Here is a 10,277-nt window from a genome sequence, read left to right on the forward strand (position 1 = left end):
CTCCTAACTTTAATACTCTAATCAAGGTTTAAAGGGAGACTTTTACTCCCTGTTCTTTTTTTCCTATAGGTATGCCTGGGACTGCTTTTAGGGCTTGTCCCAGGCTTGTTTCTTCTTATATATAATGTAGGAATTTATACAATCCCTTCGAGCACGTACTTTAATGCTCTCGCCTCTTCTTCCGTCAGCGTTACGCCTTTGCCGCATTTACTATGGTCTTCTGACCATGCTCTGATATCATATTTGGGAGGTTTACCATTCCAGCTTACGCGGTTTAATTCAAGGTTCCATTTTCCAGCCTCTCCGATTTTCGCAATCAATTCTACGATTTCAAAGTTAATGATTCCCATCTTCGCCGTTCTCCTTCTTTGTTTCTTGTTTATAATTCGGTGTGATGTACATGTGGACGATTGTGGTTTCTCGACCTTCCGTCTCAGTAACCTGAAATGACGGGGTTATCGCAATATCGATTCCAGACGGTATTAAATAACCTCTTGCAGTGATCACTGCTTTAACTGCTTGGTTTACCGCTGCCGCACCAATAGCCTGTAATTCCGCCTTTCCTTCCTCTCTTACTGTTCCTGCAATAGCACCTGCTAATTTATTCACGTTTGTGTTTGCTTTGACTTTCATTTTCCTTCTCCTTTCAATGCGCAATTTGTACAAGCTTTTAATATGCCCGGCATTTTTTGCATTAAGATTCTGGCTTGTCCTGATTCCCAGCAGTCTGCGCCGCATATAGGGCATACCGCTGGTTTCCAGTCATCATGTCTTGGTGCAGGTACGTTTTCCTGCAGTGGCATCATCAAAATGTTATTCATTCTTATCTCCTTTTAATCCAAAAGATTTTCTGATAGACTCTATTACGGCCATTGTTGCTTTTTCTAAGTTTGAATAATGCGGTCTTAATTTACACTCACTACTGTAGCCATCGCATTTCATCCCAAATGCATAAATATTTCTACAAATTCCATCTACTGATGCCATACATTTATTCATTTCTGTTCTCCTTTCATGAAACATAACCAGTGCGTTTTATTGTATTTCCCCCTTTGTCCTTTGTTGCCGAATAAAGGTGATTGGCCAAACAGCAGAAGAATCTTACTCAATGGAATTTGTACCTCACTCCATTTAAAAATCAAAACTCCGTTCGGCTTTAAAACTCTCATGCATTCATTAAATCCACGCTTTAAGATACTCTCCCAATCTCCTTCCAGCTTGCCATATTTTATTTTCAAGATTGATTTGTCGCCGCACTGTGTTAAGTGCGGCGGATCAAACACAACAAGGTAAAAGCTATTGCCGTCAAAAGGCAAATTCGTAAAATCACAAACTGTGTCAGGTTTGATTTCTATGTATCGGCCAGGGTAGTACTCTGTTCTATCTAGCCTTCTAATATCACAAAATTCCACGTCTGCATTGTCTTTGTCAAACCAAAACATTTTACTCCCACAACACACATCAAGTATTTTCTTTCCTGTCATTTTACTGCTCCCTCCCACGGTTCAGGCAGTGGCTGCCATGCTGATACAATGTAATCTTCAGGATTTGCCACGCCATCCAACTCCCATCGCTTTCCTGTTCTTGCGCCTTCATACACGAGCGATTCTTTGTCTTCTGGCAGTTTTGCAGTTATCAAAACAGTGCAAAACATTTCCGGCAGTCTCTCGCTACATGGTATCCAGCCAGTCAGCATTTTGCCGTCCATGATTTCCTCCGGTGTAAGTCCTGTATCCTCATAGGCTGCAAGGCGTTCCACTGCGGATTCCAGTTTGTCCATTTGCTCTTGAGTAATTGAGATGGTTGCTTTCTTTGATACGGTAGCATGTAATATAATCACCGCCGAACCATCGTCCATTCTTCGTGTTAATCGCTCCATTGCTTTCCTCCTAATTTCAGCATGTACATGACCTGCTGCAGTTCGCCGTAGGTCATGTGTTTTTCTTTTGCCAGCTGGTTCTTTTCCGTTAAAGATAGCTCTTCCCACATATGGCAAGCGGTTTCAATTACCACCCGGAAGTCTGCAAGAAAGCGTTGTGCGTTTTCCACCGGTACCCTGATAGCACCTATGGTTGTTACGATGATAATTTCTCTTGGACTTACTGCAAAGCAGCGGCTTCTGCCGCTTTGCATGATTTCACAGCCGGCTTCGCTTGCTTCTCGGCAAAATTCTTTCAGGTTGATTTTATGCTTCAAATTCATTGCTTTTCTCCTCATTTTGTGGTAAATTAAGAGTAGGTATTGCAGTGCCTACTCAACGGCTTGACTCGCTTTTGCGGGTCTTTTTCTCATAAAGCAGGTTTTATTCCCGCAAGGCCAGTGTCCGCGTTTATAGCATTTTACGTGCAGTGGGCACGCTGGACATTCTCTGATTCTTTTCCATAGTCTTTTCATTGTCTCCTCCTATTCGCAGCCGGCACCGTAAAGGAGCAACCACAAGGTAATGATCGGTGATGCGGTAATCAGCAATGTGCACACCGCATATATGTAGGCTGCTGCGTCATATTTTAGTGCCAGCCTTTTTAATTTCTTCATCTCGTTTTCTCTCCCATTCTCGCTTCTGTCCCCAAAGCCAGCTTGTTTCTCTTTCGATTTTTTCCGCAATCCAAGGCTTGTCGTTTTGGTAAAAATGCTTAATCTGGCGTTCTTTTGTCTCAATCTGTCTGCTGAGTTTTTCGATTTCGCCGCGGTAATCTGGCTTGGGATTATGTACGTGATATCTGCAAGGATAAAGCATAGCGCCGTGCTCGTAATATGTACATTCCATGCAGCACCTGGTACAGACCGGCGCACCGTCATACTGTGGACACTGCCGGGCTGCATGATAATCAAGATTTCCACATTTTGGGCATGGTATCATTTTGGTGTCAACTCCTCTATGTAATTTCTGCCGATGAGCCGCATCCAGCTTTCCAACGCATCTTCTTCGCTTGCTCCTTCGTCTATTAGGCGGTCAATGTATGCTCGCTCGTAGGTTTCGCGCCACTTCTGGTTCTCTACTTTCGCCCAAGGCATAATGTTTTCCTGCAGTTCCCGGTGTTTCTCCGGGCAAAGGTCCACCTGAAAACCATGCGCAATGCTAATCTGCCGGTTAGGTCTTCCCGGGAATACCTCATGGCGCTCTGCGCAAGGTCTGCCACTGTAAAAGCAGACTCTGTCGGCTTTGTCTTTCCAGCCGTTGTGTTTTTTCTTCTCTCTTTTCGCACGGTCCATTTGTTCTACTGCATATAGGTAGTATTTTTCGTCTATCATGCTTCTGCTATCTCCTCTCTGGTCGCGGTTCGCTTAACCTTGAACTTCTCTCCGGTACTCCAAATCGTTACTTTGGAGCTCCCAAAATTAAAGATGGCTTTATCTAGTTTGTCGCTTATGATTTCAATGGCGGCTCTCTTAAGCATTTTGACCTGTTCTTCTGTCAGCTGGGATAGTGCTTTGTCCTTATTTTCCCTTGAGATAAAATTGATGTTTGCCATCAGTCTTGCTTTGATTCCTTCCAGCTTTGCACCGCCGCAGGAGCATTCATTGCTGACTCTCTCATCTGCCGCGTCTTGACTTTCTGCCATAATCGGTTTTATTTCTCCGCAATACTTGCACATTCCTTGGTATGTATCCATCAGTAAACCTCCTTTATAATTTCCTTTAGTATGGCTCCATTGCTATATCCTGTTACCAGTAGTTTTTTAGCGCCACCTGTTTCCCAGGCGACTCCAACATATTCATCGTAAACTTCGCCGGCTTCGTCTTGCATATCAAACTTGTATATGAGGCTGTCTACCATGCTGTTTTTGTCTAGGGATAAAAGGAATTCTATCCCTTTCACAAAACGCCGCTTTTCTTCAATCATTTGTGCTGTTTCTTGTTCCATCTGTTCTTCCTTTCAGCCTTAATAGCTTTATAGCGCCGTCACGCGACGGAGTCTTTCTCCCCCGCAAGTGCTTGTCCAGTTTTCTTTGTGCGCTCTCGAACCTGAGCTGATTTTGTTCTTTTTCAGCTTCGGTTTGTGTTTCTGCCGGCGCTGGTACTTGTCCAATTTTCTTCCTGCGCCGGCGATGACTTTTTCTCGGCACGTTCTCAGCTCCTTTTTTCTTCTGTAAGAGGTGTGAAGCCTATGGCTTCCATCGCTTTCCGAGTAAGTTTTACTTTCACTTCTTCAAGTTCCTTTTGTTCAAAGTCTTCAATTGGTTTTCCATTTATGTAGATTTCAACTTTTAACGCCGCCATACTTCGCACCTCCTTTCTAAAACTATGTGTTGTAATGGTTGTCTTATTCTTCCTTGTTTCTAACTGCCATTATGGTATAATATTGCTATCATTACTTTTTAAAGGCAGGTTCTACCATGAATAAAAACGATTTTATAAACGCCAATTCAGCCAGAAGTTTTCGCGATGCTGTAAAGGCTCAAAATGAAGCAATTAAACAGCTCACTACATTTTCGAATTCCCCCACTGAATCCAGCTCTAAGTATTGTTTCTTGGACCCGTCTGCTCTCGTCACTGCAGAGGCATTCAAAACTTTTCTCTCTACTACAAAAGAGCTAAATGCAGTTCTTTCTGAACAGCTGGACGCTCTTGCTGAAAAGCAAGAGATTGCTAATCAGATACTTGCTGAATCCGTGCAAAAATCCGAAGAATGGCACAAGGAAGATTCTAAAGCTGGCAATCTGGCATTGAAAATTGGTATTGCAACATTTATCGCTACTGTTTCTGGCATCCTTATTAGCAGCTTTATCTCAATAGGATTACCACTCTTATTAGATTAATCGCTAATATAACTATCGTGATTGCATTTCCTAATGCGGACCAAGAAAACAACTTTAAGTTCTTTTCTTGTCTTTTTACTCTAGCCTTCAGTTCTCTAATTTCTTTCTCATAGTCCATTGTTTCATCTCCCTCTATAATTGGCTTTTTTATATGTCTTTCAAATTAATATGATTTATGGTATAATTTCTTTGAAAGGATGTGATTATTTTGAATTTTAACCCTATTTCCAGCGAAAAAGCAGATTTCACTGAATCAGCTAATGCTCTCCTACTTCCTATTGCCGAAAGTGTGGGTAACACCCTCAGCGCTATTTGGACTTTAACTTTTGGCAGGTTTGACCCCATTGCAGAAAAATACAAACTCAAATGGGCTCATGACCTAGAAGAATTTAAGAACAGCTTAAATCAAAAGGTTTCCGTCATTCCGGTTGAAGACCTTTGCGAACCTAAACTCTCAATCGTTGGTCCCGCACTAGAAGCCTCAAAGTATTACTTCGAAGAAAACTCTCTGCGCGACATGTTTGCAACCTTAATTGCAAATTCAATGAACTTAGCCTTTCAGGACTACATACAAAATTCTTTCGTTGAAGTCATAAAGCAGATGTCCCCACTTGATGCACTATTATTAAAAGAGTTCGTATCTCCGACTGGTACGTATAACGATTTACCAGTACTGCGAATTGCAACTATAGAAAATTCCCAGCTTGCGGGTAACGATGAGGTCTTTTGTAGTGACCTTCTTGCCGAATATCAAGTGAAAAAGTCCTACTATTATTCAAGTCCAGAAAAAACTATCTTCACCGAAGAAAATATATCTGTTCTTTTTGACGATCTACTTCGACTTGGATTAATCACCGTGCCAGAAAATTCTCTTATAGCAGATTTCAACCGATATAGCAAATATGAGTCAGATCCTTACATTAATGGACTTCTTTCCGAATATGAATATTCTGACGAGTACTCTGTTCGCTTCATTTATATGGCGGCTTCTCTTACTGATTACGGCGAATATTTTTGCAAAGTTTGTCTTTAGTTCTATGATTTGTTAAATGCTGTAATACATTGCAACTGCTGTCGATATTAACCAACCCGCAAAGAAGCTGCATTTCATTTGAAATTTATCATTTGGTGTAGCTTCTTTTTTCTGTTCAAAGTAGATATCTATGCCCTTGTAGCAAAGAATTAGATATGCTATCATCGCTGCTATACACATAAATGGTGTCATTCCGTTTCACCTCCCTCCCGCTTCGGAATATCTTTACTTCTTCCGTCAATTTCGTTATAATTTCTGTACAGGCTGTTGCTACAGCCGAGTATTATAAGTCGAGGAATTTCAACTATGCCTAATATTGATTTAACCGTTACCGTATCCGTGATTATTGCTTTATGCGCAATCATTTCTCCAATTCTTACAGCAATTATTAATAACTGTCATCATACCAAAATCAAAAACTTGAAATTGTCCAAGCCAGAGAATATGAGACCGCCAAGCATTTAGCTGAACTTCGAGAGCAAACTTTAATGCATCTCGGCGAATGCTTGATGAATCCTACTCATGAATTGTTATCCGGTTATTCAAAGTATTGTGCGCTTGCCTTCCAAGTTTTTCCCAGATCCGCACACAAGCATCTTCTAAAACTTAATGCTGCTGTTTCTGAATACAGATGGGAAGATGCTCTGAGTGAATATGAGGATCTCGCAGTACTCTTGGCTAAAGAATTAGCATGATAAACGCTGCGTTTATCCCAGCTGCATATGTTGTATATATCCACTTGTCTTCCGGCATCAAAATTGACATTATTTTTACTCCTACGATCGAAACAGTTGATACTATAAGAACGCCAAATTTCGCTGTCACTCTTTCACCTCCTTCTTCGAATCTCTCCTCTTGTTTTTGTAAATAGTTCTGTTTACTTTCCTGCAATTCTCCTTTATAATTTTTGTACAGGCTGTTGCCGCAGCCGAGTACGACAGAAAGGAGGGGCTTATATGCGTCTAAATCCAGATTGTATTCGTGCGATTCTCTTGTGTGTAGAGTCCTCTCAGAGTCCAGAAGGATATTATCTATTTCGGTTTTCATCTCTTGATGATGATTTCCTGTATGATGAACCTCAAGATGAATCTTTGTTATCAGTAAATGCATGTCCCGAACTTTCGGGTTTCTCCGAAAACGAAATTCGTTATCATATCAAACAATGTCACGACGAAGGTCTGATTGATATGGATACCGACTATGTTCTTGATAATTGTGTGGTCAAGGATCTCACTCCATATGGACACGAATTTATCGCAGAGATTCGAAACGATAATAATTGGACTCATATCAAGGAAATTGCCGCTAAAATCGGTTGTACTTCCTTGGAAGTTCTTTCAAGTATCGCATCAAATTACATATCTTCGCTGCTTCCATAATCCACTTTTACTTTCTCTACCATGATTTTTAGTGATAGTGTTGCGTATCCGCCATGTCCATAAAGTTCATATTCCTGCACTCCTTTGACCGCAAAGTCATCAAGGATCACTTGTAGTGTCCCTCCACTTTGTGCAAGTTTCAACTTATGTATGGCGGATTCTATTTTAGTGTCCATCGCCTTCACCTCCCTCTCCGAATCTCTCCTCTTGTTTTTTGTAAATAGTTTTGTTTACTTTCCTGCAAATCTCCTTTATAATTTTTGTACAGGCTGTTGCCGCAGCTGAGTACAATAGAAAGGAGGTTTACAAATGCACAAAGCTACAATTCTTTTTTCTGATAAAACCGTTCTCGAAGTGAAAGAGGGCGATTTAATTACGCCAGTTGTATGTAAATCTGACACTTCCTCTGGTTTTGCAGCAATGGGAGAACCCGTTGAAGTTTGGTATCATACCAGCAACGGATTAATTCCTTCACTGCTCGATGTGCTTACGCAACATAATTTCTTTTATTTGAACAATGATTTTTCATGCGTTTATAACGCGATTAGCATTATCAAGATTATTACCGAGTAACATGTTGGCGATTTGTCTTTTACAGCAAATCGCCGTTTTGTTTCGCAAGTTCAAGGAATCTTTTCTTTATGTGCTCTGCAAGGTCGGGGTTGCGAAATCTAATTTGTCTGTGAATCTCGTCGATACTTGTAAGTACGCCCGACTCTTTTTTTATTTCTTCATACTTTTCATGTATTGCGTTTTCAATAGCGGTTATCATTGCGTCCATCTTTCTCTCCTCTTCAAATTATTTTATCCATTTGTTGCACATTTGGGATTTATCGATTAAAAAAAATAGCTTTTGGGTCATCAATCTCTAACACTTTACAAATGCTTATCATTTCCGATAAAGTAAATTCTCTCTTTCCAGAAATCTTTCTACTCAAAGAATTCGAAGACATTCCTACCTTTTCGGCTAGAAGTTTTTGATTGTATCCTTTCTCTGCTATTTTTCCACGCAATAGATTTTTGTTCATTTTGCACCCTCCTTCCATTGTTGCGTATTTGGGATATTATAATATTAAACCTCCATTTTATTTTTGTCAACCCATTTACGCAACTTTTTTTATTTTCTTGTTGCGTGTTTAACCCGAATGGTGTATTATAGTGATATGCATTATACGGAGGGATTAATATGAACAATATTTCTATGGAAGAAATTATCAACAGAATTAAGGAACGACGATTTGAATTAGGCTATACTTTTCAAGATCTTGCTGATTTAACGCATATGAGCAAATCCACTTTGCAAAGGTATGAATCCGGTGCCATCAAGAACATTCCTTTGGATAGATTAGAAATTCTTGCAAGTGCACTACAAGTAGATCCCGAATGGATAATGGGTTGGGAAAACGACACTAACCCCTCTTCATCATCAGGATCTATTACTGCCAATATCGCCACTTTGTTGCAGGATAAGTCCGAGGATATCCAACAAGAGGCTTTATCACTTCTAAAAAATTTCTTAGATTGCGATACGCGGAATAGAGGTAAGATATCTTCTTACGCTTTAGGAGTAGCAGGAGATTACCAGACCCCCGAAGAGATTGAAATACAGCTTGATAGACTGCGTAAAGAATGTATTGCAGCGCGCGAAAAAGAGGAGAAGGAAAATTGTGCGCCCACCGAAAAGAATAGTTTAAAAATGGTTATGAAATTATGATACTACAACTATTAGATTCGCCCCTTCCGCAGAAGTGGTATTATAAGTAATAACGTTTTTTGTTTTTTCGTATATTGCAAATATGTTCGCGTTGGCGATTCCTAAATCTTTGTATAATTTTTTCATAGTTTTGCCTCACTTTTTAAATTTGTGGGCGCATGTATAATTATAAATCAACACGTATCGTTTTTCTATTTGTAAAAATTGGCACTATTATTTTTCATCATAATCTAAGTAAACGAAAGGATAATAAAATGGGACTACGTTTTAGAAAAAGTATCAAAATCGCACCTGGTGTAAAGGTTAATTTTAACAAAAAAAGCGTCGGTGTTTCTGTCGGTACGAAAGGAGCACATGTTACAGTAAATTCGAAGGGGCGCAAAACTACCACAGTTGGAATCCCTGGCAGCGGACTATCTTATACAAAATCAAAACAAATCGGTTCATCTGCTTCTTCTCGCGGCACTTCCGATACTACTGCAACTAAAAAGAAACCGGTATCACAAACAGCAGCTTGCGAAAATGCAAACAGTTCTCTTCCTTCTCAAGGCAATTCTAAGTTTCCTGTATCAAGATTTCTGTTTTGTGTTCTGATGGTTTTTTGCTGTGTAATCGCTGTTGCCGGTATTGCAATTTGTTTCGATAGCGGCTTTAATTTAGAAGATATTTCTCTTTCCTTTCTATTTGTGGGGCTTGCTGGTCTTTCGTACTGCGGCACATTACGCGCGAAGGAAAAGACAATCGCTTCAAATGTGTCCTCAACAAAAAGTAAGCGAATAAAAAAAATATCAATTGCACTGGCAATATCAAGTTTTCTGGTGTTCATGATCGCGCCTTCTTCCACGATACCAGTAGAAGAGGTCAAACTGCAGATTGCAGAAAGAACAATGGATATCAATACCGAACAAGATATATATTTTACTGTTTACCCAAAAGAGGCCAGCAATGAAAATCTTTCCTTCGAAAGTTCCGACCCTGATGTTGTATCAATTTCTGGTGATGCTGTATCCGGAAAAATCAAATCACATGCAGAAGGGGAAGCTTACGTATACATAGAATCAGAAGGTAAGCGCGTAAGTAAAAAGATAAAAATTATTGTTGTTGATAAAGAAGCTATAAAAAAAGCTGAACAAGAAGCCGCTAAAAAGGCAGAGGCAGAAAAACAAGCAAAGATAGAAAAAGAAAAGCAAGAGAAAGAGCGACAGGATAAAGCATCTACGCAAGCAACTTACGTTTATATCCCTCAATCAGGATCAAAATACCATCGTAATTCAAGCTGTAGCAATATGAGCAGTCCTAGCAAAGTGACACTTGATGAAGCTAAACAAATGGGATACGAACCATGTAAAAGATGTTACTGATAAAAAATGACGGCGATGCAATGCCCAAGT

Annotated in this window: 24 protein-coding genes; 6 read left to right on the forward strand and 18 right to left on the reverse strand. The window is 40.1% G+C overall.

The window, feature by feature from the left end; translation table 11 throughout:
• Positions 1 to 134: 134 nt before the first annotated feature.
• From NFR88_RS01410 to NFR88_RS01465, 13 genes are all read right to left on the reverse strand, one after another.
• Entirely contained in the window at positions 135 to 350 is a 216-nt protein-coding gene (locus NFR88_RS01410; protein ID WP_251612948.1) for a YdbC family protein, read from the reverse strand.
• Positions 337 to 633: a stage V sporulation protein S gene (locus tag NFR88_RS01415; protein WP_251612950.1), complete on the reverse strand. Its 297-nt coding sequence runs from the start codon at positions 631 to 633 to the stop codon at positions 337 to 339. The genes NFR88_RS01410 and NFR88_RS01415 overlap by 14 nt, the downstream gene beginning before the upstream one ends.
• Positions 630 to 821, reverse strand: a complete 192-nt coding sequence (locus NFR88_RS01420) for a hypothetical protein (RefSeq protein WP_251612953.1) — start codon at positions 819 to 821, stop codon at positions 630 to 632. Before NFR88_RS01420 ends, NFR88_RS01415 begins: the two co-directional genes overlap by 4 nt.
• Positions 814 to 999 carry a hypothetical protein gene (locus tag NFR88_RS01425; RefSeq protein ID WP_251612957.1) on the reverse strand — a complete coding sequence of 62 codons (186 nt, stop codon included), beginning with the start codon at positions 997 to 999 and terminating at the stop codon, positions 814 to 816. Before NFR88_RS01425 ends, NFR88_RS01420 begins: the two co-directional genes overlap by 8 nt.
• Entirely contained in the window at positions 996 to 1,484 is a 489-nt protein-coding gene (locus tag NFR88_RS01430; RefSeq protein WP_251612959.1) for a TRM11 family methyltransferase, read from the reverse strand. The genes NFR88_RS01425 and NFR88_RS01430 overlap by 4 nt, the downstream gene beginning before the upstream one ends.
• On the reverse strand, positions 1,481 to 1,879 hold the full coding sequence (locus NFR88_RS01435) for a DUF551 domain-containing protein (RefSeq protein WP_251612964.1): 399 nt from the start codon (positions 1,877 to 1,879) through the stop codon (positions 1,481 to 1,483). Before NFR88_RS01435 ends, NFR88_RS01430 begins: the two co-directional genes overlap by 4 nt.
• Positions 1,867 to 2,202 (reverse strand): hypothetical protein, encoded by a 336-nt coding sequence (locus NFR88_RS01440; RefSeq protein WP_251612967.1) that lies wholly within the window; start codon positions 2,200 to 2,202, stop codon positions 1,867 to 1,869. The genes NFR88_RS01435 and NFR88_RS01440 overlap by 13 nt, the downstream gene beginning before the upstream one ends.
• A 201-nt stretch (positions 2,203 to 2,403) precedes the next feature.
• Complete coding sequence (locus tag NFR88_RS15010) at positions 2,404 to 2,535, reverse strand: hypothetical protein (RefSeq protein WP_285813805.1); 132 nt, start codon at positions 2,533 to 2,535, stop codon at positions 2,404 to 2,406.
• Positions 2,501 to 2,860 (reverse strand): hypothetical protein, encoded by a 360-nt coding sequence (locus NFR88_RS01445; RefSeq protein WP_251612971.1) that lies wholly within the window; start codon positions 2,858 to 2,860, stop codon positions 2,501 to 2,503. Before NFR88_RS01445 ends, NFR88_RS15010 begins: the two co-directional genes overlap by 35 nt.
• Positions 2,857 to 3,252: a hypothetical protein gene (locus NFR88_RS01450; RefSeq protein ID WP_251612975.1), complete on the reverse strand. Its 396-nt coding sequence runs from the start codon at positions 3,250 to 3,252 to the stop codon at positions 2,857 to 2,859. Before NFR88_RS01450 ends, NFR88_RS01445 begins: the two co-directional genes overlap by 4 nt.
• On the reverse strand, positions 3,249 to 3,614 hold the full coding sequence (locus tag NFR88_RS01455) for a hypothetical protein (RefSeq protein ID WP_251612977.1): 366 nt from the start codon (positions 3,612 to 3,614) through the stop codon (positions 3,249 to 3,251). The genes NFR88_RS01450 and NFR88_RS01455 overlap by 4 nt, the downstream gene beginning before the upstream one ends.
• Complete coding sequence (locus tag NFR88_RS01460; RefSeq protein ID WP_251612979.1) at positions 3,614 to 3,865, reverse strand: hypothetical protein; 252 nt, start codon at positions 3,863 to 3,865, stop codon at positions 3,614 to 3,616. The genes NFR88_RS01455 and NFR88_RS01460 overlap by 1 nt, the downstream gene beginning before the upstream one ends.
• A 206-nt stretch (positions 3,866 to 4,071) precedes the next feature.
• Positions 4,072 to 4,221 (reverse strand): hypothetical protein, encoded by a 150-nt coding sequence (locus NFR88_RS01465; RefSeq protein ID WP_251612981.1) that lies wholly within the window; start codon positions 4,219 to 4,221, stop codon positions 4,072 to 4,074.
• A gap of 116 nt (positions 4,222 to 4,337) precedes the next feature.
• On the opposite strand from NFR88_RS01465, the gene NFR88_RS01470 reads away from it, so the two are divergent.
• Positions 4,338 to 4,760 carry a hypothetical protein gene (locus NFR88_RS01470; protein WP_251612984.1) on the forward strand — a complete coding sequence of 141 codons (423 nt, stop codon included), beginning with the start codon at positions 4,338 to 4,340 and terminating at the stop codon, positions 4,758 to 4,760.
• Positions 4,761 to 4,968: 208 nt separating this feature from the next.
• Positions 4,969 to 5,793, forward strand: coding sequence for a DUF4393 domain-containing protein (locus NFR88_RS01475; RefSeq protein WP_251612986.1), 825 nt, complete (start codon positions 4,969 to 4,971; stop codon positions 5,791 to 5,793).
• A gap of 12 nt (positions 5,794 to 5,805) precedes the next feature.
• On the opposite strand, the gene NFR88_RS01480 is transcribed toward NFR88_RS01475, so the two are convergent.
• Entirely contained in the window at positions 5,806 to 5,985 is a 180-nt protein-coding gene (locus NFR88_RS01480) for a hypothetical protein (protein WP_251612990.1), read from the reverse strand.
• 486 nt (positions 5,986 to 6,471) lie between these two features.
• Positions 6,472 to 6,840, reverse strand: a complete 369-nt coding sequence (locus NFR88_RS01485; RefSeq protein WP_251612992.1) for a hypothetical protein — start codon at positions 6,838 to 6,840, stop codon at positions 6,472 to 6,474.
• Here NFR88_RS01485 and NFR88_RS15155 point away from each other — a divergent pair.
• The gene (locus tag NFR88_RS15155; protein ID WP_371874422.1) at positions 6,750 to 7,172 is read left to right on the forward strand and encodes a DUF2513 domain-containing protein; all 423 of its coding nucleotides are present in this window, start codon (positions 6,750 to 6,752) and stop codon (positions 7,170 to 7,172) included. The two genes, NFR88_RS01485 and NFR88_RS15155, sit on opposite strands and share 91 nt — an antisense overlap.
• Here NFR88_RS15155 and NFR88_RS01490 read toward each other — a convergent pair.
• Positions 7,148 to 7,348: a hypothetical protein gene (locus NFR88_RS01490; RefSeq protein ID WP_251612994.1), complete on the reverse strand. Its 201-nt coding sequence runs from the start codon at positions 7,346 to 7,348 to the stop codon at positions 7,148 to 7,150. The genes NFR88_RS15155 and NFR88_RS01490 overlap by 25 nt on opposite strands.
• A 133-nt stretch (positions 7,349 to 7,481) precedes the next feature.
• Between NFR88_RS01490 and NFR88_RS01495 the strand changes: the two genes are divergently transcribed.
• Positions 7,482 to 7,745, forward strand: coding sequence for a hypothetical protein (locus NFR88_RS01495; RefSeq protein WP_251612996.1), 264 nt, complete (start codon positions 7,482 to 7,484; stop codon positions 7,743 to 7,745).
• A gap of 19 nt (positions 7,746 to 7,764) precedes the next feature.
• Here NFR88_RS01495 and NFR88_RS01500 read toward each other — a convergent pair whose 3' ends face one another.
• Both NFR88_RS01500 and NFR88_RS01505 read right to left on the reverse strand, forming a co-directional pair.
• Positions 7,765 to 7,953 carry a hypothetical protein gene (locus NFR88_RS01500; RefSeq protein WP_251612997.1) on the reverse strand — a complete coding sequence of 63 codons (189 nt, stop codon included), beginning with the start codon at positions 7,951 to 7,953 and terminating at the stop codon, positions 7,765 to 7,767.
• A gap of 49 nt (positions 7,954 to 8,002) precedes the next feature.
• On the reverse strand, positions 8,003 to 8,200 hold the full coding sequence (locus NFR88_RS01505; RefSeq protein WP_251613000.1) for a helix-turn-helix domain-containing protein: 198 nt from the start codon (positions 8,198 to 8,200) through the stop codon (positions 8,003 to 8,005).
• Between the two features lie 158 nt (positions 8,201 to 8,358).
• Between NFR88_RS01505 and NFR88_RS01510 the strand changes: the two genes are divergently transcribed.
• Positions 8,359 to 8,886, forward strand: a complete 528-nt coding sequence (locus NFR88_RS01510; protein WP_251613002.1) for a helix-turn-helix domain-containing protein — start codon at positions 8,359 to 8,361, stop codon at positions 8,884 to 8,886.
• A gap of 158 nt (positions 8,887 to 9,044) precedes the next feature.
• Positions 9,045 to 10,247, forward strand: coding sequence for a DUF4236 domain-containing protein (locus NFR88_RS01515; RefSeq protein WP_251613004.1), 1,203 nt, complete (start codon positions 9,045 to 9,047; stop codon positions 10,245 to 10,247).
• Positions 10,248 to 10,277: the final 30 nt, after the last annotated feature.

Source organism: Senimuribacter intestinalis (assembly GCF_943192965.1).
GTDB lineage: Bacteria > Bacillota > Clostridia > Peptostreptococcales > Anaerovoracaceae > Senimuribacter > Senimuribacter intestinalis.

What these genes read in the sequence shown, in the direction of transcription:
- NFR88_RS01410 (WP_251612948.1), bottom strand. Translation starts at nt 350, where the DNA reads ATGGGAATCATTAACTTTGAAATCGTAGAATTGATTGCGAAAATCGGA.
- NFR88_RS01415 (WP_251612950.1), bottom strand. Translation starts at nt 633, where the DNA reads ATGAAAGTCAAAGCAAACACAAACGTGAATAAATTAGCAGGTGCTATT.
- NFR88_RS01420 (WP_251612953.1), bottom strand. Translation starts at nt 821, where the DNA reads ATGAATAACATTTTGATGATGCCACTGCAGGAAAACGTACCTGCACCA.
- NFR88_RS01425 (WP_251612957.1), bottom strand. Translation starts at nt 999, where the DNA reads ATGAATAAATGTATGGCATCAGTAGATGGAATTTGTAGAAATATTTAT.
- NFR88_RS01430 (WP_251612959.1), bottom strand. Translation starts at nt 1,484, where the DNA reads ATGACAGGAAAGAAAATACTTGATGTGTGTTGTGGGAGTAAAATGTTT.
- NFR88_RS01435 (WP_251612964.1), bottom strand. Translation starts at nt 1,879, where the DNA reads ATGGAGCGATTAACACGAAGAATGGACGATGGTTCGGCGGTGATTATA.
- NFR88_RS01440 (WP_251612967.1), bottom strand. Translation starts at nt 2,202, where the DNA reads ATGAATTTGAAGCATAAAATCAACCTGAAAGAATTTTGCCGAGAAGCA.
- NFR88_RS15010 (WP_285813805.1), bottom strand. Translation starts at nt 2,535, where the DNA reads ATGAAGAAATTAAAAAGGCTGGCACTAAAATATGACGCAGCAGCCTAC.
- NFR88_RS01445 (WP_251612971.1), bottom strand. Translation starts at nt 2,860, where the DNA reads ATGATACCATGCCCAAAATGTGGAAATCTTGATTATCATGCAGCCCGG.
- NFR88_RS01450 (WP_251612975.1), bottom strand. Translation starts at nt 3,252, where the DNA reads ATGATAGACGAAAAATACTACCTATATGCAGTAGAACAAATGGACCGT.
- NFR88_RS01455 (WP_251612977.1), bottom strand. Translation starts at nt 3,614, where the DNA reads ATGGATACATACCAAGGAATGTGCAAGTATTGCGGAGAAATAAAACCG.
- NFR88_RS01460 (WP_251612979.1), bottom strand. Translation starts at nt 3,865, where the DNA reads ATGGAACAAGAAACAGCACAAATGATTGAAGAAAAGCGGCGTTTTGTG.
- NFR88_RS01465 (WP_251612981.1), bottom strand. Translation starts at nt 4,221, where the DNA reads ATGGCGGCGTTAAAAGTTGAAATCTACATAAATGGAAAACCAATTGAA.
- NFR88_RS01470 (WP_251612984.1), top strand. Translation starts at nt 4,338, where the DNA reads ATGAATAAAAACGATTTTATAAACGCCAATTCAGCCAGAAGTTTTCGC.
- NFR88_RS01480 (WP_251612990.1), bottom strand. Translation starts at nt 5,985, where the DNA reads ATGACACCATTTATGTGTATAGCAGCGATGATAGCATATCTAATTCTT.
- NFR88_RS15155 (WP_371874422.1), top strand. Translation starts at nt 6,750, where the DNA reads ATGCGTCTAAATCCAGATTGTATTCGTGCGATTCTCTTGTGTGTAGAG.
- NFR88_RS01485 (WP_251612992.1), bottom strand. Translation starts at nt 6,840, where the DNA reads ATGAAAACCGAAATAGATAATATCCTTCTGGACTCTGAGAGGACTCTA.
- NFR88_RS01490 (WP_251612994.1), bottom strand. Translation starts at nt 7,348, where the DNA reads ATGGACACTAAAATAGAATCCGCCATACATAAGTTGAAACTTGCACAA.
- NFR88_RS01495 (WP_251612996.1), top strand. Translation starts at nt 7,482, where the DNA reads ATGCACAAAGCTACAATTCTTTTTTCTGATAAAACCGTTCTCGAAGTG.
- NFR88_RS01500 (WP_251612997.1), bottom strand. Translation starts at nt 7,953, where the DNA reads ATGGACGCAATGATAACCGCTATTGAAAACGCAATACATGAAAAGTAT.
- NFR88_RS01505 (WP_251613000.1), bottom strand. Translation starts at nt 8,200, where the DNA reads ATGAACAAAAATCTATTGCGTGGAAAAATAGCAGAGAAAGGATACAAT.
- NFR88_RS01510 (WP_251613002.1), top strand. Translation starts at nt 8,359, where the DNA reads ATGAACAATATTTCTATGGAAGAAATTATCAACAGAATTAAGGAACGA.
- NFR88_RS01515 (WP_251613004.1), top strand. Translation starts at nt 9,045, where the DNA reads ATGTATAATTATAAATCAACACGTATCGTTTTTCTATTTGTAAAAATT.